The following is a 23,008-nucleotide window of genomic DNA, read 5'->3' on the forward strand; positions in this document are numbered from 1 at the left end:
ACAGAGTTGCTTGCAGAGTGTGAGTTGCGGGTGGCTCAGCTCTGCTGGCGATACCATTCACCCAAAATCAGACTGGCCGCCACACTCACATTCAGCGACTCCACCAACCCGGTACCCGGTATTTGCACACCAATGTCGGCGCGGCTCGCCACCGCCTTGGACACACCGTCCATTTCCTCACCGAATACCACCACCACCCTGGCAGGCAGCTTACTGCGATATAGAGACTCACCGCCGTGGCTGGAGGTGGTAATGATGCTGTAACCGGCATCGCGGCATAACTGCAGCGCATCGGTCAGCCTGTCGCAGCGAATGCCCTCCACATGCTCCATGCCCCCTTCCGCCGTACGGGCGGCAGCACCGGACTGAAGTAACCCGGCCTCGGTCATCACTATGCCTGCCACGCCGAAATGGGCACAGCTGCGCATAATGGCGCCCAGGTTGTGGGGATTGCCCACGCCATCGAGGGCAAGTAAACAATCCCGCGATTTAGCTGTGTTGGCTGCCAAATAGCCTGCTATGTCCTGCACTGGCTTACGACGCACTACCATCACCACACCGCCGTGATGTTGACTGCCGGCGATTTTCTCCAGTTCATCTGCATCCACCACATGGTATGCCTTGCGGTTTCTGGCGAGGTATTTCATCACATCGGCGAACTTGGGCGCAGTCTCCTCATCCAGATACAGCTTAATCACCTCATCGCTGCGCAGCTTGAAGGTTTCACGGCAGGCATTAATGCCATAGAGACGGGTCTCGTTCAGGCGCTGATCCTTGCCATCAAACCCAGCTTGAGCGCCAGTCGCCCTGTGCGCTGGTTCTCGGCGGGGAGCTTCTCTGTGATGATAAGCGTCGCGTCGTTCAGTCCGACCTGAGCCAGTGTTGCGGTCAAAACGCCCCTTACCCGAGCATCCGTCAGCGCCTTTTCTCGCGCGGTCTTCCCTGCCCTGAGCATGCTCCACTGTGCTCCCCTTGTCGCCTTGAGTGCGCTCCTGTTGATTGCGGCCTTGATAGCGGTCGGCTCTGGCGGGTCGCATATCATCCTGCGTATCGCTGCGCTTTCGCTCTGATGACGGCTTGACGTGGGATTGCTTCTCCCGGGGAGAAGAAGCGTTGGCCGATGGGGATTGACGCCTGGAAACGCGCTGTTGGGATTTGGGATTGTTCACGCTGTGCTCACTGTTAAACTCGCGGCCCGCTGGCCACGAAACAGCGCTATTTTAGATGCCCCGGCGCTGACTCACAACCACAGGCGCATCAAGACAGCGTTATTCATCGCTAAAGGCTTAACGCCAACTGGGCGCTGCCCTCCTGTTCGGCCTCGCTCCGACAAACCAGGCCCGCCGCAATTCCCACCAGGCGAATGCCCCTGCCCTCGGCACGCACAAAGGCCTGACTGAGCAGTGATTCGAATAGTCTCACTGAGGGCTCTTCGGCGCGGCTTTCTATGGTGGTCTGACGAAAATCATCAAACTTGAGCTTTACCACCAGCTTATGAATACGACGACCCGAAGCGCTGCGGCCAAGACGACGATTGAGCTCAGGAATGAGTGATGAAAGTACATCCAGACAGGCCTCACGGGTATGCAAGTCTTTGGGCAGTGTGGTCTCCACCCCTACGGACTTTCGCTCACGATGGGAGACGATGGCCCGCTCATCCCGGCCGTGTGCCCTCTCATACAAAACGGCACCGAATTTACCAAAGTGCTCTGTCAGCAGCGTCTGCGGCACCTGCTGTACATCGGCGCAGGTTTTAAGTCCCAGCGCATTGAGCTTTTCTTCGGTGACCTTACCGACACCGGGGATCTTCCCCAGGGACAAGGCTCTGACGAAGTGCATCAGGGTATCGGGCGACACCACATACTGACCATTGGGCTTATTAAGATCCGAAGCGACCTTGGCAACAAACTTGATAGGACTCACGCCCGCCGAAGCCGTCAGGCCGGTTTCTTTGAATATGTCACTGCGAATCGCCTCGGCAATACGGGTGGCCGAGCCCTGATACAAGCTGCAGTCACTCACATCCAGATAGGCTTCATCCAGCGACAGAGGCTCAATAAGGGAGGTATAACGACTGAAGATTTCGCGTATTTGTTGCGAAACGGCCTTGTACACTTCCATCCGGCCGGGAACCAGGATCAGATTCGGGCACAGTTTAAGGGCATAGGCCGAAGCCATGGCAGAACGTACACCAAAGGCTCGGGCCTCATAGTTGCAGGTGCTGATGACGCCTCGCCTGTCACTGCTGCCGCCTACTGCAAGCGGTTTGCCGCGGTATTGTGGAAAATCGCGCATCTCGACGGCCGCAAAATAGCAGTCCATATCGATATGAATGATTTTTCGCATGGGTAAGCTCTGCTATTACTGTATATAAAAACAGTATCAGAATTGCAGGCAATAAAAAAGCGCCCTTAGGCGCTTTTTACCCGGCTTACACCCGGAACTGCGAGATATTACCGGACAGTGCGTGGGTGAGCTGTTCGAATGCCTTGAGGCTGACCGCCAATTCCTGACTGGCAGAATGGGAATCATCGGACAGTCCGCGCACATTTTCCACATTCTGCGCCACTTCGTCGGCCACCACCGCCTGCTGGCCAATGGCCACAGTAATTTCGGTGGTTTGCTGCAATATTGCGCCAATGGCATCGGTGATCTTGCCAAGGGAGTCCTGCACCTGACTGGTCAGCAATTGTCCGCGCTTGGCGTCGTTCACACCTGCCTCCATAACTGATTCGGCCTCCATGGCACTTTGTTGCAAGCGCTGGATGATACCCTGAATGTTGGCGGTAGAATCCTGCGTACGGGATGCCAGAGTGCGCACCTCATCGGCCACCACGGCAAAACCCCGCCCCTGCTCCCCGGCTCTGGCGGCTTCAATGGCGGCGTTGAGCGCCAGCAGATTGGTTTGCTCGGCAATGTTACGGATAACGCTGAGTACTTCACCAATTTTTTCTGAGCTGCCCCTGAGCTCTTTTATCACTGCTGCGGCTTCTATCACTCTGGATGAGAGGGTTTCTATGCCAGAAGTAGCCTCGGCTACTATTTGTTTGCCGTCATCGGCCTGTGTCTGGGCAGTTTCGGCAAAGTCAGCCGTCCGCTGTGCGCTGGCAGCCATTTCCTGACTGGTGTGAGCCATTTCAATAGCGGCGGCCGCGACCGAGTCGATTTGTGCCTTTTGCCTGGAGACGGCACCAACGGCCACATCACAAATTTTACGGGCTTCAACAATGCCGTCGTCCACATCGCGGGTCAGGTCACGGGTCTGTCGCAGCATCTGTTGTACCTTGGCTGCAAACCGATTGAAGGCATCCGCCATGAGCCCAAGCTCATCTTCCCGCTGAATGTCGATACGGCGGGACAAATCACCCTCACCGCTTGCCATGTTGTCCATGGCACCGAGGAGCGACTCGAGCTGCCTGCGAAGCGGGAGCAGCAACAGCCACACTGTCACGCCCACCAGGAGGATGATACCCAGAGACATCAGGCAGGCATTCCAGAAGGCATCGCGCACCGGCGCCTCAATCACCTCATGGGGAAGCATAAAGGCCAGGTGCCATTTTTGTTTGGGGTAGTCCCCAGCCACTTCAACGAAGGCCACGCGCTGGGGACTCCCCTGATAGACCACATCGGTAAAACCACTGGATTGGCGCTGCATCAATTGGCCAAGGGCAGTGAAGCCTTCGCTGCCATTATTGTCGACCTTTTGAATGGCTGAGCCAGGTGGAAAACTCTCGTTAAAACCGGGGAAGTACACCAGCTTGCCATCGCCCGTCATCAGAAACGCCTGGCCAGAGCCCTGATATTTAATGGGGGCCAGCAGCGACTTGCCAATGGTATCGATAAGAATGTCCATGCCGCCAATACCCAACAACTGGCCGTTGGCTCCATAAACCGGCGTTTTTACCGTCGCCGAGATAGAGCCATCATTGGCGTCGACAGCCGGGTCGCCCACAAACAGGCCGCCTTTATCGAGAGCTTCCTGCCACCAGGGGCGCTTGTTGGTGTAGTAATTGGGGTCGCCATCGTAACGGCCGTTGAGGTCGAAATATTCAAAGGTATTGGCAGAGCCAAAGAATACCGACTTGATATCGGCATCCTTGTCGGAAAAATATTTGAAGTACTGCACTATGCGCTGATATTGGGCATCGCTGGCAAGGTTGCTGCCCCTGGCCTTGTATTGGGTAAACCAGTCCACGAGGCCGGGTTCGGCAAACACTGCATGGATGATTTGGCCCTTAGCAACAAAGTAGCCACGAATGTCGCGGCTTTTTTGCTCCATCAGCGCATTGATGTCGCCATCAATGGTAGAGCGGGTGGATTGGCTGGCATCACGGACCAAAAAGGTTGCGACCAGCGCCAGCAATATCGCCAGCGCGCCAACCAGCGTCAGTACAAGCTGTAGGCTCAAAGAACGTTTGATATGTCCCATTGGATTACCCTTTCGCAGTTATTGTTGTTGGGCGAAATAGCTCACCAATCTAGCAACAATAGTGGCAGGATAACAGCAAAATTCGAGTAAATTTAGGCAAATAGCCCCTTGCAGTTGGGCGTCTTTGACGTAAAAAGGCCGGCGTACATGCCGGCCTTTTTATATGGGAGAGAAGTGGAAAGTAAGTAATTACCTTCAGGACATTTTGGACTGCAGATAATTCGGCAAACCGATGCGGTCTATCAGGCCCAGTTGCTTTTCCAGCCAGTACAGGTGGTCGTCTTCGGTTTCTTCCAACAGCTGCTGCAACAGCTCACGGGTGACATAATCTCCCTTGGCTTCACACAGGGCAATAACCCGGCGCAGGTTATCGGCCACCTTGTATTCATATGCCAGATCGCTCTTCAACATGGCTTCCACATCTTTACCTATGTTGAGCTTTTCCCGGCTGGCGACATCCGGTGTACCTTCCAGAAACAGAATACGTGACACCAATTTTGCCGCATGCTCGCGCTCGTCATCTGATTCATGGGCGATGCGCTCGTAAAGCTCATTCAGTCCCCAATCCTCATACATTCTGGCATGCACAAAATACTGATCCATTGCCGATAATTCACCGGTAAGCAAACCATTCAGCGCATCTATGACTTCCTGATGACCTTTCATCATGATCTCCTTCAATCGTCCATTTGCGACTGCAAGTAGTTTTGAATGCCGGTGAGGCGGATAAGCTCAAACTGGGACTCGAGCCAGTCGAGATGCTCTTCCTCGTCTTCAAGAATGTCTTCGAGGATATCGCGGCTTACATAGTCCTGCAGTTTTTCACATTCGGCGATGGCGGCACGCAGCAGTGGCAACTGCTCCTCCAGCATGCTCTTGTCACAGCCAAGCATTTCTTCTGAATGTTCACCGATACGCAGCTTTCCCAATGCCTGGAGGTTAGGCAAGCCCTCAAGAAACAGCACCCGCTCAATCAGTTTGTCGGCATGCTTCATGTCTTCGATGGATTTTTTGTAATCCTTGCTGTTGAGCTTTTCCAGCCCCCAGTTTTTGAACATCCGGGCATGAAGGAAATATTGATTGATTGCAGTAAGCTCGGCAGTCAATACCTTGTTGAGGTGGCTTACCACACTGGCATGGCCTTTCATAAGCAAACGTCCTTGGTTGGATGAAAATTGATCTACATCAATTTCAACCCTAGTACAGTCGGACCGAATAATCAACTTTTCCTTTAATATCAATAACATCTAAAGGCTAATTATTCTTATTGCGTTTATGCTTATCAACGGGGAGGGACTAAAACAGCTCTATATCGTCATCAATTTGCGTCGGCAGCAAATCACCATGATGGAAGAGGTCATGATAAAAGGCCCATCTGTTGCGACCATTGTCTTTGGCAAAGTAGAGAGCTTTGTCGGCTTTCATCATCACAGACATGGGGTTATCTTCGAGGGTCAGTGACGTTATCCCAATAGAAAGCGTGACAGGTCCGGTTTTTTCGTGATGGACTTTACCGACGTCAGCCATCAGCTTACGACAGATACATTCGACTTCATGCTGAGATTTGTTGTCCAGCAGCACCACAAATTCATCGCCCCCGAAGCGGAATAACGCATCGTCGTCACTGAAGCAGTCATTCATTGCCCGGCTAATCCGAAGCAGGACTTCGTCCCCGTATAGGTGGCCCAGGGTATCGTTAATCTTCTTGAAGAAGTCGATATCAAACGTCAGCATCCAAAAATAGGGTGCCCTGCGGGTTTCGGTACGAATGTGGCTGAAAAGATGAAACAGGCGGGCATCGTAGGCCTTGCGGTTAAGCAGGCCGGTTAAGCCATCGGTCTGGCTGTCGAGAACAACCCGGGCAAAGTTTTCGTAAATACGGGCGAATGCCTGCAGCATCATCAGGTTGGCATTATTCAAGTCGAGGTCATAGACCAAAAGTACCTTAACCACGGCATCATTCATTTTGACCGGCAGCGCGACCTTGCAGCGCTCATCCTGCTCACAAATCGCATTCTTACCGGTATCGATGCAGCGCTGCACGCAGGGTGGTGGATTATCCAGTGCCAGCACGAAATCGGTTGAGGTAAGGAATTTTGGAAAATGAGGCAAATCACCCACATTGATAACCGCAACCTGCTTTACCCCTAAGGTTTGCTCAATGGTTTCAATCAAACAGGTGGCAAGTGACTGCAACTGACGCTGCTCGGTAATAGAAGCAACAGAATTCAGTATGTGTTCGGGTGCAGAACTCATGACACTTTCCCCCGCTTGGTGCTGAATGACCGACCCATGCCAGTATAGCCAGCATAGGTGTTTATTCGGGGAAATAAAACAGAAGTGACAAAACAATAAAGGCTCCCTGGGGAGCCTTTATTTGATCCTGTCCTGCGTTAAAGGATCCTGTCCTTGGTTAGCTTTTCCTTGCGGGCCTCTTCGGCAGCCATTTTGGCTTTGCGCTTGTCGCAGGGATCATCACAATCACAGGCTTTATCGATACCCAAGGCACCGAGGCCTCCGCAACTACCGGCTACGGCCTTTTTCTTGATGATATAACCAATTGACATCAATAGAAAAAACACCATAAGCACCGCAAAAGCTGCGATAAAGGTACTCATACATCACTCCTGAGTGGACTTAACGAAGGGCAAAAATGCGTCGCTGTAGTGTACCACAAACTCTTCGCCCTGTTTTTCAATCAGCATTATCGCCAGTCCCTGCTGTTTGGCAAGAATCAATGACGCTTCCGTGCCGAGCACCATCATGGCCGTCGCCAGGCCGTCGGCAGTCATACAGCTTGGATGCAGCACTGTCACAGATGCGAGGGTGTGCTCGATGGGATAACCGGTCCTTGGGTCTATCAGATGTGAGAAGCGTTTGCCATTTTCTTCGAAGTAATTGCGATAATCGCCAGAGGTAGCCATACCCATATCACCGGGTTCTATTACCTGAGACACCGCACGGCCTTCAGCCTGTGGCTTTTCAACGGCTACACGCCAGCTGCTACCATCACCCTTGGTGCCCTTGATACGCAGTTCACCGCCAATTTCTACCAGATAACCGCTGGTGTGATACTTATCCAGTAAATCGGCAATCACATCCACGCCATAGCCCTTGGCAATGGATGACAAATCCACATAAAGGTGAGCGTTGCGCTTAAAGAGGCGGTTACCTTCAATGCTGATGTTCTGAATACCGGTGCGAGTCTTGGCGTCGGCGATTTCAGCTTCGGTGGGGGATTTAGTTGGTCGCTTGTCCGGTCCAAACCCCCAGATATTGACCAGTGGGCCCAGAGTAATATCCAGCGCGCCGTCGGTTAGCTCATTTAAGCGAATTCCCTCTCGGACCACCTTGATAGTGTCATCCGACACCTCAACACCCTGCTCCAATGGCAACTGATTGAAGCGGCTCAGCTCAGAGGTGGGACGGTAAGTAGACATCTGGTCATTCACGCGCTCCAACGCCAGGTCAATTTCTGCCTGCAGCAGCTGGCTTTGGGGTAAGGCGTCACTGGGAACCACCTTGATGTGATACGTGGTGCCCATGGTGCTGCCAGACAGGCTGACAACCTCAGGTGCTTTAGAACAAGCTGAAATAAAAAAGGCCAGTCCGACGAGGACCAGCCAGTTAGATAAGGTCTTTTTCATTTGGACCTGCATTTCTCGATTCTTTACAGACACTGTTAAGAAACTTGGCCCCCGGTATACCGGGGGCCAACGCGATTAACCGCCGAAGTCATCCAACAGGATGTTTTCGTCTTCAACACCGAGGTCTTTGAGCATGGCAATCACTGCCGCGTTCATCATTGGAGGTCCACACATGTAGAACTCACAATCCTCTGGAGCTTCATGGTCTTTCAGATAGTTTTCGTACAGTACGTTGTGAATGAAGCCGGTGTAACCGTTCCAGTTGTCCTCTGGCTGAGGATCAGACAGGGCCACGTGCCACACAAAGTTATCATTCTCGGCCGCCAGACCGTCGAAATCTTCTACATAGAACATTTCGCGTTTTGAACGGGCGCCGTACCAGAAGCTCATCTTACGCTTGCTCTTAAGACGCTTAAGTTGGTCGAAGATGTGCGAGCGCATTGGGGCCATACCTGCACCACCACCGATAAAGACCATCTCAGCGTTAGTGTCCTTGGCGAAGAACTCACCGAATGGACCGGAGATGGTCACCTTGTCGCCGGCCTTCAGGCTCCAGATGTAAGAAGACATCTTACCGCAAGGCAGGCTCAGGTTACGTGGTGGAGGCGTAGCGATACGCACGTTCAGCATGATGATGCCAAACTCTTCAGGGTAGTTGGCCATGGAGTAAGCACGGATCACCGGCTCATCAACCTTGGACTCCAGTTTGAAGAAACCGAAGTGTTCCCAGTCGCCACGATATTTCTCAGGTACGTCGAAATCGGCGTACTTAACATGGTGAGCAGGGGCTTCAATCTGGATGTAACCACCGGCACGGAAAGGTACAGACTCACCATCAGGGATAGCCAGCTTGAGTTCCTTGATGAAGGTTGCCTTGTTATCGTTGGAGATAACAGTACAGTCCCACTTCTTGATACCGAAGATTTCTTCTTCCAGCTCAATTTCCATGTCGGTTTTTACGTTAACCTGACACGCCAGACGACAACCTTTCTTGGCTTCGCCCTTGGAAATGTGGTCCAGTTCAGTTGGCAGAATGTCGCCACCACCAGACTTCACATGCACACGGCACTGACCACAAGAGCCACCGCCACCACAGGCTGATGATACGAAGATACCGCTGTTTGCCAATGCACCGAGCAGCTTGCCGCCAGCAGCAGTTTTGATGGCTTTGTCGGGATCGTGGTTGATACCAATAGTGATGTCACCGCTGGAAACCAGCTTGGATTTGGCGAACAAAATCACCAGCACCAACACCAGTACGATGGCGGTAAACATACTCACACCGAGGTAAACCTCGAGTGGAGTAGATTTAAAAATACCAAGAATATCCATTAATTTATCCTTAGAAGACCTTTACTTAACAGCCTTCTTGAGGTGCCCCTTACAGGGACACACCAGAGAACGACATGAATCCCAGCGCCATCAGGCCAGCGGTAATAAAGGTGATACCAAGACCACGCAGACCGTCAGGCACATCGGCGTACTTCATCTTCTCACGGATACCCGCCAGCAATACGATGGCCAGTGCCCAACCAATGCCCGAGCCCACACCATAAACCAGCGACTCAGGCAGGTTATAGTCACGCTCAACCATAAAGGACACTGCACCGAAGATTGCACAGTTAACGGTGATCAGCGGCAGGAAGATACCCAGCGCGTTGTACAACGGTGGGAAGTACTTATCCAACGCCATCTCGAGGATTTGAACCAGAGCAGCGATCACACCGATGAAGGTGATGAACTTCAGGAAACTGAGATCTGCCTCTGGGACACCGGCCCATGCCAGTGCGCCAGGCGCCAGAATGCCCTGATAGATGATTTGGTTAGCGGGTACAGAAATCGCCAGTACCACGATAACGGCAACGCCCAGGCCCATGGCAGTTTTTACCTTCTTGGACACGGCCAGGAAGGTACACATGCCCAGGAAGAAGGACAGGGCCATGTTTTCAATGAAAACAGAGCGGATTAACAGACTGATATAATGTTCCATTGACCTTATCCTTTTGCTTCAACTTGCTCAGGCTTGTAGGTGCGGATGATCCAAATCAGAACACCGATCAGGAAGAACGCACTTGGCGGCAGCAGGAGCAGACCGTTGGGCTGATACCAGCCACCGTCAGAGATCTTGGACAGGATCTCTACGCCGAACAGCGAACCGTTACCAAACAGTTCACGAACGAAGCCAACAGACAGCAGGATGGCGCCATAGCCCAGACCGTTACCGATACCATCCATAAAGCTCATCATTGGAGGAGTCTTCATAGCGTAGGCTTCGGCGCGGCCCATCACGATACAGTTAGTGATGATAAGGCCCACGAATACTGACAGCTGCTTGGCCACGTCATAGGCGTAAGCTTGCAGGATTTGATCAACCACGATTACCAGCGAGGCGATAATCGCCATTTGCACGATAATACGCACACTGCTTGGAATGTGGTTACGGATCATGGAGATGAACAGGTTCGAGAACGCAGTCACTGCGGTCAGCGCCAGGGTCATCACCAGTGCAGTTTCCAGCTTGCTGGTTACTGCCAGCGCACTACAAACACCGAGGATCTGCAGCGCAATCGGGTTGTTATTGATAATAGGTCCGGTCAGAACCTTTTTCAGTTCGTTGGCCATTAGCTCAGCCCTCCGTTGCGTGCTTTTTCAATGAAACTCGCAAAGCCTTCTTTACCCAGCCAGAACGTCAGCGAGTGCTGAACACCGTTACTGGTCAGAGTCGCACCGGACAGGGCATCAACGCCGTGTACAGATGCAGCTACTGCTGGGTTTTTGGTTACGCTGATTGCCAGTTTACCCTGCTCGTCGAACAGCTTTTTGCCGTGCCACAGCGCTTTCCACTTTGGATTTTGTACTTCGCCACCCAGACCAGGAGTTTCACCTGAACCTGTGAAGTCGTAGTAAACCAGACCCTGAATGGTGTTCAGATCCGGCTCCAGAGCCAGGAAGGCAAACATGGTAGACCACAGGCCATAACCTTTCACAGGCAGGATCACAGTCTTGAGCGCACCGGCATCATCACGCACCAGATACACTACAGCCTGATCAGGCACACGCTTAATAGAGGCAATATCGTGTTCTGGCTTGGAAGAGGTCTTTGGATCGCGGGCAGCTTTTTCCTGGTCAAAGGTATTGCCATCAACGCCTTCCACAAACTCACCGGTCTTCAGGTTCACCACACGGGCTTCAACATACTTGTTGTAAGTCGCCAGGATGTCAGCCTTGGTCACGTTAGCGGCCTTGGTATCCACCAGATTGGCGGCTTCCAGAATGTACTTTTGCTTATCCAGCAGCTTGTTTTCCTGCTGGGTTGGGCGCAGTAACACGGCTGCAGTCGATACGAAAATCGAGCACACCAGACACAGGCCAACAACGATAAACAGCGTTCTTCCGAACGAATCTTTATTCTTAGCCACGGGCAATCCTCCGCTTGATATTTGCCTGTACCACGAAATGGTCGAACAGTGGCGCAAACAGGTTGGCAAACAGGATGGCCAACATCATACCTTCAGGGAACGCAGGGTTGATCACACGAATGAACACCGCCATGGCACCGATCAGGATACCGTAGGCCCACTTGGCCTGGTTGGTGAAAGAGGCAGACACAGGGTCGGTTGCCATGAACATCATACCGAAGGCAAAACCACCCAGTACCAGGTGCCAGTACCAAGGCATGGCAAACATGGGGTTGGTGTCAGAGCCAATCAGGTTCAGCAACATGGAAACGGCAATCATACCGACCAGTACACCACCCACGATGCGCCAGGAAGCGATACGGGTATAGATGATGACCAAACCGCCCAGCAGAATTGCCAGAGTCGATACTTCACCTACAGAACCTGGGATAAAGCCGAAGAAGGCATTCCACCAGTCCTGGTTCAGGCTGTAATCCAGGGCACCGGTAGCAGCCTGGCTCAGGTGAGTTGCACCGGAGAAACCATCAGCCACAACCCAGCTGGTGTCACCTGACATGTTCAGCGGATAGGCAAAGAACAGGAAGGCACGACCGGCCAGCGCAGGGTTCAGGAAGTTACGTCCGGTACCACCGAACACTTCTTTGGCAACCACCACACCGAAGGTAATGCCCAGGGCAACCATCCACAGCGGGATAGTGGCAGGCAGTGTCAGGGCGAACAGGATAGAGGTTACGAAGAAGCCTTCGTTAACTTCGTGGCCGCGCACCATGGCAAACAGCACTTCCCAGATACCACCCACCGCGAAAGTCACGGCATAGATAGGCAGGAAGAAACAGGCGCCATACCACATCAGGGTGGCCCAACCGGCATCGGCGGTCATTTCAGTACCGAGAATACCGAACAGACTAACCTGCCATACGTCTGGAGTCGCGAAGCCGGCGGCCAGCGCCAGCTGAGCCTGCAGACCTACGTTGTACATACCAACAAACATCGCCGGGAAGGCACAGGCCCACACGGTGATCATCATACGCTTGAGGTCGAGGTTATCGCGAACGTGGGTCTTGCCCTTGTTCACCAGACCTGGCGTATAGAAAATAGTGGCGGCCGCTTCATACAGGGCATACCACTTCTCGTATTTACCGCCTTTTTCAAATTGCGGTTCAATACGCTCAAGAAAATCTTTCAAGCTCATCAGCCTTCCCTCTCAACCGTATCCAGGCAGCCGCGCAGATAGGAACCGTAGTCATACTTGCCTGGGCATACAAAGGTACACAGTGCCAAATCTTCTTCATCCAGCTCCAGTGCACCCAGGGCAACAGCGCCGTCAACATCACCGGATACCAGGTCGCGCAACAGCATGGTTGGCAGAATATCCAGTGGCATCACACGCTCGTAGTTGCCAATTGGCACCATGGCACGATCAGAACCGCCAGTACTGGTGGTCATGTTGAACAGACGTCTTGGGGACAGGTGACCCAGGAAGGCACGGGTAATGGAGAACTTGTTTGAGCCAGGCAAAATCCAGCCAATGAACTCTTTCTCAGTATCTTCTTCCAACAGGCTAACCTGCAGATGATAACGACCCAGGTAGGCATGAGGACCAGTGGCAGTGCGGCCATGCAGCACAGAACCAGACACCTTGCGCACTTTGCCTTCAGCCACTTCACCGGTTGTCAGGGTCTCAATGCTGGCACCCAGCAGAGTACGCACCAGACGAGGCTTAACGGCTTTCGGGCCGGCGATGGCGATAACGCGGTTGTTGTTCAGTTCACCCGTGGTAAACAGTTGGCCGATGGCGATCACATCCTGATAGCCAACATGCCACACAGTGCGCGTTACGGACGCAGGCAGAATAAAGTGGATATGGGTACCTGGCAGGCCAGCTGGGTGTACACCACCAAACTCATGCACTTCGGCATTAGCAGCTGGAATATCGGCACCTGGCGCCTTACACAGATAAACCTTGCCCTCAGTCAGTTTCGCCAGCACCTTAAGGCCATTGGCAAAATCGTCTTTATGCCCGGCAATCACCAGAGCGGGATTGGCGGCATGGGGGTTGGTATCGATGGCGGTAACGAAGATACCGGCAGGAGACGCGTCCACTGCAGGCACCTTGCTGAAAGGACGGGTACGCAGGGCGGTCCACATACCTGATTCAATCAGGTTGTTTCTTACTTGCTCGGCACTCAAGCTGTCCAGCTGGCTGGCATCGAACTTATCAAAAGCAACGGCATCGTTACCTTCAATTTCGATCACCACAGACTGAAGCACACGCTTGGCACCCCGGTTGATTTCAGTAACAGTACCACTGGCCAAAGCCGTATATTTAACGCCAGGATTCTTTTTGTCTTCAAAAATCACCTGACCCTTGGCTACCTTGTCGCCTACCTTGATTCTCATGGTAGGACGCATGCCAATATACTCTTCACCCAATGTAGCTACGTGTTTAATGGCTGGGCCATCATGGATAACTTGCTCTGGACCACCCGCAATGGGCAAATCCAATCCTTTCTTAATTGTAATCATATCCACATGCACTACGTTTGAAGGAAAGACAAAGCGCCGCGTTCCTGCGGGGCACCCGGTTTTAAACAACACCGTTCGCGTTGAGCTGGCGCAGATTTATCACAGAAATGCGATCGCAATCACGCTGGTCGCGCGCATTTTACCCCAAACGCCCTGCCATCGCCACGAAAATTATAAGTGATTTCAAACTTCCCGAGCGCCTGATTGCAGTGAATTTCAAGGTTTTCCTGCCAGCTTTTTCATGGCTGTGACAGATTTAAAAAAATGTCGCAACCACAAATTTATCTAATTGATATATATAAATTTAAATCCATAAAAACCAAATGAGCCTGCTTAGTTTACCAGCAGGCTCATAAACAATTTGAGAAACAATAAGGTCCACAGTTCAACCGTGCCAGCGATATCCTAGACTGACTAAAACTTCACCGGATATTGGACCAAAGTCGGTGGGGTTTGACAGCGGCTCGGCGGACACATTATCCCCTCTGAGATACACCTGATGCGCTCCTCGTTGCCAACTGAGACTGACATCGATTCGGCGCAGGTTTTCATCAACAAATTCACTGTCACGGCCCGTCACTGAGAGTGACCACTCACCTGCTGCCAGCCCCATTGCCAGCGTCACTTGCCGCTGTGGTTGCCAGGGAACCCGGTCGCCATCCTGCCAACACACAGAGTACTGTTCAAGGCAGGCACTTGACGCAAAGTTGGCACGATTCTCTTCCAGTTGGATAGACAGGGGCACCTTTACCATGCCGAATTGCCCTGACCACTGCAGCCCCAGGCTCAGACCCTCAGCATCCACCTCTCCGGCATTGAGCTGAGATACACCGCGAATCGTTTCACAGTCAGAAAGCTCCGTACAATCAAAATGTAAGTTATCAAATGCCTGATACCAAACCTCCCCCTGCAGCATCAAGTCGCCCAAAGGCCAACGCGCCGTTAAACGAAGGTGGTCAGCGCTTTGGGATAAGGCCTCGAGATTTCCCGGTGATGGCGGTGCAAAGCGATGTTCACCCCTGAGCATAATACGATCATTGGCAAACCAAAGGCCCACACCGTACTGCCAGTCGTCAACCCTGAAGTCAGTACCCGCTTCGCTGGTATCCCTTGTCAAATCGGCGCGGCGCCAGAGTCCATCCACTTCAACATCGACCCAATCAAAGCCCAGGCGGCCACGAACGCCGAGATCCAGCACGCTGGCGCTGTCATTGATGTGTTTGTCTGCAAGTAAATACTCTGCGCCTTCCCTTTGATAAGCGAGGCGGTAGCCTATTGAGTGGGAGCCAAATTTGTCCAGGCTCTCACTGACAATGCCATAGGTATGGAACTGGCTGTCACCCAGTTTGCCGCTATGCTCAGCGACCGGGAGAATCGGCGGCGTTGGCATCATCGTCATATCGGCCAGAAAGGTCCGAAACCCGGTTTCCTGATAAAATAGCCGGGTGTCGGTGCGACGGCTTTCGCCGGTTTGAACGCTGTGACTGAGCTGCAAACGCTGTCTGTCACTCTGCTGTATCCAGTCGCTTGCAGGCAGGGCTGATGTTGCATCTTTATAGAGCCAGGAGAGCTCGGTGCGTTGTTTTTTTCTGGCCCCGGGTAAACTTGAAGCCCCCAGGGCAACAAAGACTTCTGTATCTTTGGTCTGAACCCACCAGTCGTCGCCTTCCTCACGTCTCAGGTGACTGCCGGCAAAGCTCATATCGAGGGCATCGTTGCGGGAGGCAAACGCCGCCCTCAGGCCACCGGTTTTATCATCCCGCGCTTCAAGTCCTATCGAATTACCACTGGTGCCTATCGCCGGAACCAAATAATCACCGCCGTTTTGGTTAACGCAGTTAATCTGAACCCACTCAGTCTGCGAGGCACAATTGTCCATGGCCTCAATACCAAAACGGCCGGTATTGAGCCACACTCCCGGAGCAACATAGGGGGCTGCTGCAAGAGATGTCCCCATCAATTCTGGGATTGCGGCGTGGCTGTCGGCATGGAGAAAGCGACTTTCACCAAACAGATCGCCCCGACCGACCATCAGGCCAGTGGGGTAGAGTGGCAGTGCTGACGGGGTATTCAACCCGAGTCGCTCAATAAAGAAAGGGCTGGTATCGGACGTTGTAACTTCACTCGCCCAACCTGAAATACTTGTAACGCCCATCAATAGGCTGCCTACAAGCGCAGGGGTTTGTTTCATCCATTCATCCCGGAATTTCCACCTGGGGTGGTTTATTTGTAATTTTTTTGTGACATGGATGATTTTAGACGAAAAAAAAGCGGCTGGCGCCGCTTTTTTGACGTTATGTCAGAGAAATTAGAGTTTGTGCAAAATTTCGTCTGACAGTTTAAGTTCGTCGTTGCGGTTCACACTGATCCCGGCAGCAATCACGGCTTTGGCAATGTCCTGCGCCTGAGACAGTGAGTGCATCTCGTAAGTGCCGCACTGATATTCGTTGAGCTCAGGGATGGCCTTTTGATCAACCACATTCAGTACATCTTCCATGGCAGCCAGCCAGGCGTCCGCCACGCGCTTTTCAGCCGGTTCGCCAATCAGGCTCATATAGAAGCCGGTGCGGCAGCCCATGGGAGAGATATCGATAATTTCGACACCTTCACCATTGAGATGATCACGCATAAAACCAGCGAAGAGGTGCTCAAGAGTGTGGATGCCACGCTCACTGAGAATGTCTTTATTGGGGGCACAAAAACGCAGGTCAAACACGGTAATGGTGTCACCTTTTGGGGTGCTCATGGTCTTGGCTACGCGCACGGCCGGGGCGTTCATGCGGGTATGATCAACGGTAAAACTGTCCAATAATGGCATGTTGCTCTCCAGCCCCTTCTGTTGGGGCACAATTGGGTGGTGCAAAGTGACGCAAGCATAGCATCAAAGCAGGGCCACCAAAACTCATTCACGTAAACGGGTGTAGGCGTCCTCAGAAATCAGATGGTACTTCCTGACGCCAGCCTCGTATTCACGGTAGGCTTCGTTCACTTTTTTCATCATGGGATCCTGGCTCGACTGTTCAGAAATTACCTCAGCCGATACGCTTCTGAGCTGCGCCATCACTTCTTCGGGAAACTGTTTGAGTACCACCCCATGTTCATTTACCAACGCATCCAGCGCCCCCACGTTGCGGGCGGTGTATTCATCCAGCATATCCTGATTGGTCGCCTTTGCCGCTATCTTCACAATTGCCTGTAAATCCTTGGGCAATTTCTCGAAGGCGGCTTTGTTAATCATGAATTCCAGTGTGGTACCCGGTTCATGCCAGCCGGGATAGTAGTAATACTTGGCGACCTTATGCAGGCCAAAGGCTAAATCGTTGTAAGGTCCCACCCATTCGGTAGCATCAATGGCCCCTGTTTGCATGGCCGTATAGAGTTCACGCCCCGGGAGGGTAACGGGCACACCTTCCAATCGCTTCAACACTTCGCCGCCCAGGCCTGGCAGACGCATTTTAAGCCCTTTAAGGTCATCGATAGTGTTGATTTCTTTATTAAACCATCCGCCCATCTGTACGCCGCTGTTGCCCCCCGGCAAAGGCAGAATACCAAAAGGAGCATACACCTCTTCCCACAACTCCTGTCCTCCGCCATAGGTCAGCCAGCCATTCATCTCCTGGGCATTGAGCCCGAAGGGTATGGAGGTAAAAAACTGCGCCGCCGGCGCCTTGCCTTTCCAATAATAAGACGCGCTGTGGGCCATCTGCACCGAGCCCTGACTGACTGCATCAAACACTTCCAGTGCCGGCATCAACTCCCCTGCCCCATACACCTTGATTTTGAGACGTCCGGCCGACATTTCATCCACCATCACGGCAAAGTGTTCAGGCGCTGTGCCAAGGCCGGGAAAGTTCTTGGGCCAGGAGGTGGCAAGCTTCCATTCTATCTGTTTGGCACTGTCTATCGGTGTGGCCTCAGCAGCTTGTTTATCATCATTGCAGCCGGCCAACAAACTCGCGGCCATCAACATGCAAATCCTTAATCTTGTTTGCATTTTCCTTACTCCTTTAAACAGGCCTGGACATCATCAGCCATACAAAACCGACGGCAGCCAGGTGGCAAGTGCCGGCCAAATCCCAAGTAATATCAACATCAGCAACTGCAGAATGACGAATGGGATCACCCCGCGATAAATTTGTCCGCTCGAAACACTGTCTCCACTGACGCCCCGTAAATAGAAGAGCGCAAAACCAAAGGGCGGGGTTAAGAAGGACGTTTGCAAATTGAGTGCAATCATGATCCCAAGCCACACAGGATCCAGCCCCATGGCAAGCAAGATCGGCGCAACCAGTGGCACTACCACAAACGTGATTTCGATAAAATCGAGGATAAAACCGAGCACGAAAATAACCGTCATCACCAGTAACATGGCACCCACAACGCCACCGGGCATATTGGCAAAGAGGTTATGTATCAGCTCTTCCCCGCCAAGCCCCCTGAAGACCAGCGAAAACACAGAGGCACCAATCAGGATCAAAAACACCATGGATGTGATTTTGACCGTGCTTTGCATCACCTCCTTCAAGGCCAGCATGCTCATTTGGCGTTTGAGCAGCGCAATCAACAAGGCGCCTGCGGCCCCCACAGACGCCGCCTCCGTTGGCGTGGCAATACCGGCCAAAATGGAGCCGAGTACCAAGAAAATCAGCAGCAGCGGTGGCAACAAAGCTGAAATCACCCTGGCAAGCGACGCGGGCTCGTAATCCTGCGTAATCGCACTGCCAAAATCTGCCGGAGAGCGCCATAAGCGAAACAGGGTGTAGAACATATAGAGGCTCACCAACATCAAGCCCGGGATCAGAGCACCGGCAAAGAGATCGCCCACAGACACAGACTTGGGATTAAAAATGCCCATTTTCAGCTGAGCCTGCTGATAGGCATTGGACAGGACGTCTCCCAGCAGCACCAAGGCGATGGAAGGGGGGATAATTTGCCCGAGGGTGCCGGTGGCGCAGATGGCACCGGCGCTGAGTTCGGGGCTGTAACCGCGCTTAAGCAGGGTTGGCAGCGACATCAGCCCCATGGTGACCACAGTGGCACCGACAATGCCGGTGCTGGCAGCAAGCAGCACGCCGACAAAAAATACGCTGAAAATCAGGCCGCCTCGAAAACGCCCCAAGAGTGCACCCATGGTGGTGAGTAACTGTTCGGCAATCCTGGACTTTTCAAGCACAACGCCCATAAACACAAACAGCGGCACCGCCATCAAAATTTGATTATTCAAAATGCCGAAGATGCGATTGGGCAAGAGGCCAAACAGCCCCATATCGAAAGCCCCAAAAAAACTGGCGAACAGGGCGAACAAAAAGGCCACACCACCCAGGGTGAGTGCCACCGGGTAGCCCAGCATCAACACCAGACAAATGATGAGAAACAGCAGCAGCGCCATCAGCAAGCCTCCCTGCCAAAGAGCGCCTTGCCATGACGGTAAAGTTCACACAATCCCTGCAATATCAAACTTACGCACAGCCCCAGCAGCAGTGACTTTTGCAGGTAAACCCAGGGCAGGCCACCAGCCTCTGCAGAGCTTTCCTGAATGCGCCAGGCATTCATCACATAATCAAAACTGTACAGGCCTATGGCAAGAGACAGGGGAAACAGAAACACCAGGGTACCGACAAAATCTATCCAATGACGGGTGCGCTCACTGCACTGGCGATAAAAGACGTCAACCCGCACATGGGCATCCCGTTTCAGGGTAAAACCCGCAGCCAGGGTAAAAACGGCACCATGAAGATAAAGCGCTGTTTCCTGCAGCGCCGTGGCGCCGGTTGCAAAGGCATAGCGGAGCACTACCACGGCGAGGGTCATCAGCACCATGCCAAGGGTAAACCACCCCACCAGCCGCCCCAGGGCCTCAGTTATCCCCTCAAAAAATCCAATCAGTTTTCCCATAATTAAGCTGTAGTTATGTCGTTATTGTTATCAATGCAACCTATTGATAACAGAAATCCCACAGCGAGGAAACCGCCAAGGTCCTTGGCCGATGCTGAAAATCAAAACACCCGCCGGGGGCGGGTGTTTTAACAATGCGCAATCACTACGTCAGCCGCGACACTTTGGCGATGCAGGCACGGCGTCCATACCCTGCCACTCGTCGGGCGTATAGGTAAACATCGACAGGGCATGGACCCCGTTGGCCAGCTCAACTGCAAGCGCCGCATTCACGGCGCGGTGGCGGCCAATCAGACGCTGTCCCTCAAAGCTGTCACTGGCGATGACCACCTTGAAATGGGTTTCAGAACCCTTGGGCACATTGTGCATGTAGCTTTCGTTAATCACTTCAAGATGCGTGGGGGCGAAGGCTTCATTCAGCTTGGCGGAAATAATATCGGCAACAGACATAACAGTGTTCCGGTAATGGCGATTGGCGGCAGATTAGCGCCGCCCCGGTCAAAGATCAAACCCTGTGTGCCGCAAAGGCCATTTCCCGATAGTGGACCCTGGCGTTGGGCTCCACCGCTTCCAGTGCCGAGGTCAGCGTCGCAATATCCATCTCAGGCGCTAAGGCCACAGATAAGCTGGCGTTAAACAGGGTGCGACCAAGGCTCGTGACCTGCACCCTGTGGCTTTCAAAATGGGAGACAGAAACACCAAGATTGGCAAGAACGTTATTCACATCCCGGGTCAATCCGGGTCTGTCATTGCAGTCGAGTTCCACCTGTATCTGCTGCACCGGCCCTTCCACCGCGGCCACTGGGGCATACACGAATCCCAGGGTGGGGAATTCCCGCGCCAGATTGTCTCTCAACGCGGCCTCTTTATCGTCGTCGATGCTGACTTTCATCATGGCGGCAAACTGGCCGTCCTGCATGATGAGCTTACTGGAAAGCCATTCCGCCCCCTGCTCGCGACTGACCTTGGCCAAAGACTGGAGCACATCCGGACCGAGTGGCCCCACGACCGTGGCAATAAACTGAATTTTCATGGACTCGACTCCCTAAACACTGCTGGGTGATGTCTCACTCTACTTGGGGCAGACACCCGGGTCTGTGGCTAAGTGCACAGTTCAGGGTAAGCCATGACAATCAGCGACCGTGAAAATAGGGCTTGAGGTTTCTGAAGGTAAAGCTTATCCGCGCAGGCAGCGACTTTTGGCTGCGGGGGATGGCGTGCTCCCAGGTAGACTGCATTGGGGGATGCATCAGCAGCAGATCGCCACTTTGTAACAGCACCCGGCAGCGAAGACCATCTTCGCGGCGGCGCATCACCAAGGGGCGTGAGGCGCCCAGGCTGACGATGGCGATAAGAGACTCCTCCACCAGCTCAGGCTCATCGTCTGCATGAAATCCCATGGTATCTTCGCCGCCGCGATAATGATTAACGAGGCAACCATTAAAACCGGCGCCACAATGTGCTTCCAGCGCCTGCTTAAGCCGCAATAAATAATGTGGCCAGGGCGTTGGAGAGATGAGTAAAGAAGAGTATCGGTAGCTGCAACCTTCATCGGCAAACCACACCTGCTGCCGGGGTATGGGGTGCCACTTGCCATAGACTTTAATCATTGGCGACTCGAAGGGGTAATCAGCGGCCTCGGTCATCAACAGCGCCTGTTGCCGGGGGCTCAGAAAGGCCGGTACATGGCTGACAGGCGGCTCTGACTTTGCCCCTGTGGCACGCGCCAATGTGAGTTCAAGCTGATTGGTCACATCTGCTCCTATGCTTGAGGTAACAGGAAGAGTCGCAAGCGGCACGACAATTTGCGATAATCGCGCCCCCACTGATGAGATACTCTGACATATGACGACCCGATTTTCAGCATTCCTTTCCGGTACCCCGTGTGAGCTGGACCTTCACAGGTTTCCCGCCACCAGCGATCCCAACCTGCAAGCCTGGGACGCCGCCGACGAACACCTGCTGAAATACCTGAATGAGTCCAACACCGAATTGGCCGCCAAATTTCTGGTGATCAATGACAGCTTTGGTGCCCTCACCTGCGCCCTTGCCACCGCCAGGTCCGATGCCGATATCGTCTTTGCTGCCGATGGCCGCACCGCGCATCTGGGCTGTAAGGCAAACCTGGCATCCAATGGGCTCGCAAGCGCCAAAGTCGATTATCAGGACTGCACAAACCTGGGCAGCTTTGCCAAGGGCAGACAGATACTGATGAAGCTGCCCAAGAATCTCAACTTCCTGACCGATACTTTAAGCCAGCTGAGCCAAACCCTGGCGGCGGGGGATGTGATCCTGATGGGGGCAAAGGCCAAACACATCAATCAATCGCTGCTTGCCTTGATTGCCAAAGCGGTGGGCCCGGCTACTGCCAGCCTCACCTGGAAAAAGACCCGCATCATTACCATCACCGCCGATGGCAACCCGCGTCCAGTCAGTAAGCCCAGTGTTTGGGATGTGCCAGAGCACGGCTTGAAGGTGACCAATCTCAGTAACGTGTTCGCTGCCAGCAAACTGGATATTGGCGCCCGCTTGATGATGGCGAATCTGCCACAGGGGCATTTCAGCTCAGTCATCGACCTTGGCTGCGGCAATGGTGTACTGGCTCTCAAGGCAGCCCAGACCTATCCGGATGCCAGACTCTATTTGGTGGATGAGTCGGCCATGGCAGTGGAAAGTGCCCGCCAGAACTGGGCACTGAACGCCCTGGATGAGGGCCGGGCAGAATTTATCTGGGATGATTGTTTAAGCCACCTGCCCAATGAAGTTCAGGCAGATTTGGTCCTGTGCAACCCGCCGTTCCATCAGGGGGAAGCCATTACTGACCATATTGCCTGGCAGATGTTTAACGATGCCAAACGCGCGTTGAAGCCGGGGGGCTTACTGCACATAGTTGGCAACCGCCACCTTGGTTATCACATTAAACTCAAGCGTTTATTTGGCAACTGTAAAACCATCGCCAGCAACGGAAAGTTTGTGATTTTGCAAGCGGTAAAATAGTGCCTGACTGCGCTGATAACAATGTGTAGTGACATCGAAAAAACGCCCCTGTTATGGGGCGTTTTCGTTATCGGATAGCCTTGGCAAAAAGGCCG

The 23,008-nt window shown here is 53.1% G+C and carries 23 protein-coding genes; 1 reads left to right on the top strand and 22 read right to left on the bottom strand.

Features of this window, described 5'->3' with window-relative positions:
- Positions 1 to 35: 35 nt before the first annotated feature.
- The 22 genes from SAMA_RS13180 to SAMA_RS13285 form a co-directional block, all read right to left on the bottom strand.
- The gene (locus SAMA_RS13180) at positions 36 to 1,169 is read right to left on the bottom strand and encodes a tRNA/rRNA methyltransferase (RefSeq protein WP_232280489.1); all 1,134 of its coding nucleotides are present in this window, start codon (positions 1,167 to 1,169) and stop codon (positions 36 to 38) included.
- Positions 1,170 to 1,278: 109 nt separating this feature from the next.
- The gene (gene dinB, locus SAMA_RS13185; protein ID WP_011760636.1) at positions 1,279 to 2,346 is read right to left on the bottom strand and encodes a DNA polymerase IV; all 1,068 of its coding nucleotides are present in this window, start codon (positions 2,344 to 2,346) and stop codon (positions 1,279 to 1,281) included.
- A gap of 85 nt (positions 2,347 to 2,431) precedes the next feature.
- A complete protein-coding gene (locus tag SAMA_RS13190; RefSeq protein WP_011760637.1) occupies positions 2,432 to 4,429 on the bottom strand; it encodes a methyl-accepting chemotaxis protein in 1,998 nt (665 codons plus the stop codon).
- A gap of 195 nt (positions 4,430 to 4,624) precedes the next feature.
- Positions 4,625 to 5,095: a bacterioferritin gene (gene bfr / locus SAMA_RS13195; RefSeq protein ID WP_011760638.1), complete on the bottom strand. Its 471-nt coding sequence runs from the start codon at positions 5,093 to 5,095 to the stop codon at positions 4,625 to 4,627.
- An 11-nt stretch (positions 5,096 to 5,106) separates the two neighbouring features.
- Positions 5,107 to 5,577 carry a bacterioferritin gene (bfr, locus tag SAMA_RS13200; protein ID WP_011760639.1) on the bottom strand — a complete coding sequence of 157 codons (471 nt, stop codon included), beginning with the start codon at positions 5,575 to 5,577 and terminating at the stop codon, positions 5,107 to 5,109.
- 148 nt (positions 5,578 to 5,725) lie between these two features.
- Positions 5,726 to 6,685, bottom strand: coding sequence for a GGDEF domain-containing protein (locus tag SAMA_RS13205; RefSeq protein WP_011760640.1), 960 nt, complete (start codon positions 6,683 to 6,685; stop codon positions 5,726 to 5,728).
- Positions 6,686 to 6,822: 137 nt separating this feature from the next.
- Positions 6,823 to 7,047, bottom strand: coding sequence for a (Na+)-NQR maturation NqrM (gene nqrM / locus SAMA_RS13210; RefSeq protein ID WP_011760641.1), 225 nt, complete (start codon positions 7,045 to 7,047; stop codon positions 6,823 to 6,825).
- 3 nt (positions 7,048 to 7,050) lie between these two features.
- Positions 7,051 to 8,076: an FAD:protein FMN transferase gene (locus SAMA_RS13215; RefSeq protein WP_011760642.1), complete on the bottom strand. Its 1,026-nt coding sequence runs from the start codon at positions 8,074 to 8,076 to the stop codon at positions 7,051 to 7,053.
- 75 nt (positions 8,077 to 8,151) lie between these two features.
- Positions 8,152 to 9,408 (bottom strand): NADH:ubiquinone reductase (Na(+)-transporting) subunit F, encoded by a 1,257-nt coding sequence (gene nqrF / locus SAMA_RS13220; RefSeq protein ID WP_011760643.1) that lies wholly within the window; start codon positions 9,406 to 9,408, stop codon positions 8,152 to 8,154.
- Positions 9,409 to 9,457: 49 nt separating this feature from the next.
- Positions 9,458 to 10,066 (bottom strand): NADH:ubiquinone reductase (Na(+)-transporting) subunit E, encoded by a 609-nt coding sequence (gene nqrE, locus SAMA_RS13225; protein ID WP_011760644.1) that lies wholly within the window; start codon positions 10,064 to 10,066, stop codon positions 9,458 to 9,460.
- Positions 10,067 to 10,071: 5 nt separating this feature from the next.
- Complete coding sequence (locus SAMA_RS13230) at positions 10,072 to 10,698, bottom strand: NADH:ubiquinone reductase (Na(+)-transporting) subunit D (protein WP_011760645.1); 627 nt, start codon at positions 10,696 to 10,698, stop codon at positions 10,072 to 10,074.
- A complete protein-coding gene (locus SAMA_RS13235) occupies positions 10,698 to 11,495 on the bottom strand; it encodes a Na(+)-translocating NADH-quinone reductase subunit C (protein WP_011760646.1) in 798 nt (265 codons plus the stop codon). The genes SAMA_RS13230 and SAMA_RS13235 overlap by 1 nt, the downstream gene beginning before the upstream one ends.
- Positions 11,488 to 12,687 (bottom strand): NADH:ubiquinone reductase (Na(+)-transporting) subunit B, encoded by a 1,200-nt coding sequence (locus tag SAMA_RS13240; RefSeq protein WP_011760647.1) that lies wholly within the window; start codon positions 12,685 to 12,687, stop codon positions 11,488 to 11,490. Before SAMA_RS13240 ends, SAMA_RS13235 begins: the two co-directional genes overlap by 8 nt.
- On the bottom strand, positions 12,687 to 14,021 hold the full coding sequence (locus tag SAMA_RS13245; protein ID WP_011760648.1) for a Na(+)-translocating NADH-quinone reductase subunit A: 1,335 nt from the start codon (positions 14,019 to 14,021) through the stop codon (positions 12,687 to 12,689). The genes SAMA_RS13240 and SAMA_RS13245 overlap by 1 nt, the downstream gene beginning before the upstream one ends.
- A 385-nt stretch (positions 14,022 to 14,406) precedes the next feature.
- A complete protein-coding gene (locus tag SAMA_RS13250; protein ID WP_011760649.1) occupies positions 14,407 to 16,212 on the bottom strand; it encodes a hypothetical protein in 1,806 nt (601 codons plus the stop codon).
- 117 nt (positions 16,213 to 16,329) lie between these two features.
- On the bottom strand, positions 16,330 to 16,839 hold the full coding sequence (luxS, locus tag SAMA_RS13255) for an S-ribosylhomocysteine lyase (RefSeq protein WP_011760650.1): 510 nt from the start codon (positions 16,837 to 16,839) through the stop codon (positions 16,330 to 16,332).
- Between the two features lie 84 nt (positions 16,840 to 16,923).
- Positions 16,924 to 18,015: a TRAP transporter substrate-binding protein gene (locus SAMA_RS13260; RefSeq protein WP_011760651.1), complete on the bottom strand. Its 1,092-nt coding sequence runs from the start codon at positions 18,013 to 18,015 to the stop codon at positions 16,924 to 16,926.
- A gap of 33 nt (positions 18,016 to 18,048) precedes the next feature.
- A complete protein-coding gene (locus tag SAMA_RS13265) occupies positions 18,049 to 19,410 on the bottom strand; it encodes a TRAP transporter large permease (RefSeq protein WP_011760652.1) in 1,362 nt (453 codons plus the stop codon).
- On the bottom strand, positions 19,410 to 19,916 hold the full coding sequence (locus SAMA_RS13270) for a TRAP transporter small permease subunit (protein ID WP_011760653.1): 507 nt from the start codon (positions 19,914 to 19,916) through the stop codon (positions 19,410 to 19,412). Before SAMA_RS13270 ends, SAMA_RS13265 begins: the two co-directional genes overlap by 1 nt.
- Before the next feature lie 150 nt (positions 19,917 to 20,066).
- Positions 20,067 to 20,366, bottom strand: coding sequence for a BolA family protein (locus tag SAMA_RS13275; protein WP_011760654.1), 300 nt, complete (start codon positions 20,364 to 20,366; stop codon positions 20,067 to 20,069).
- Positions 20,367 to 20,421: 55 nt separating this feature from the next.
- Complete coding sequence (locus SAMA_RS13280; protein ID WP_011760655.1) at positions 20,422 to 20,949, bottom strand: glycine cleavage system protein R; 528 nt, start codon at positions 20,947 to 20,949, stop codon at positions 20,422 to 20,424.
- A 100-nt stretch (positions 20,950 to 21,049) separates the two neighbouring features.
- The gene (locus tag SAMA_RS13285) at positions 21,050 to 21,670 is read right to left on the bottom strand and encodes an alpha-ketoglutarate-dependent dioxygenase AlkB family protein (RefSeq protein WP_011760656.1); all 621 of its coding nucleotides are present in this window, start codon (positions 21,668 to 21,670) and stop codon (positions 21,050 to 21,052) included.
- Positions 21,671 to 21,761: 91 nt separating this feature from the next.
- Here SAMA_RS13285 and SAMA_RS13290 point away from each other — a divergent pair, with 91 nt between their 5' ends.
- Positions 21,762 to 22,913 (top strand): methyltransferase, encoded by a 1,152-nt coding sequence (locus SAMA_RS13290; protein WP_011760657.1) that lies wholly within the window; start codon positions 21,762 to 21,764, stop codon positions 22,911 to 22,913.
- The last annotated feature ends 95 nt before the right edge of the window (positions 22,914 to 23,008 follow it).

The organism is Shewanella amazonensis SB2B, from assembly GCF_000015245.1.
In the GTDB taxonomy this organism is placed as follows: Bacteria; Pseudomonadota; Gammaproteobacteria; order Enterobacterales; family Shewanellaceae; genus Shewanella; species Shewanella amazonensis.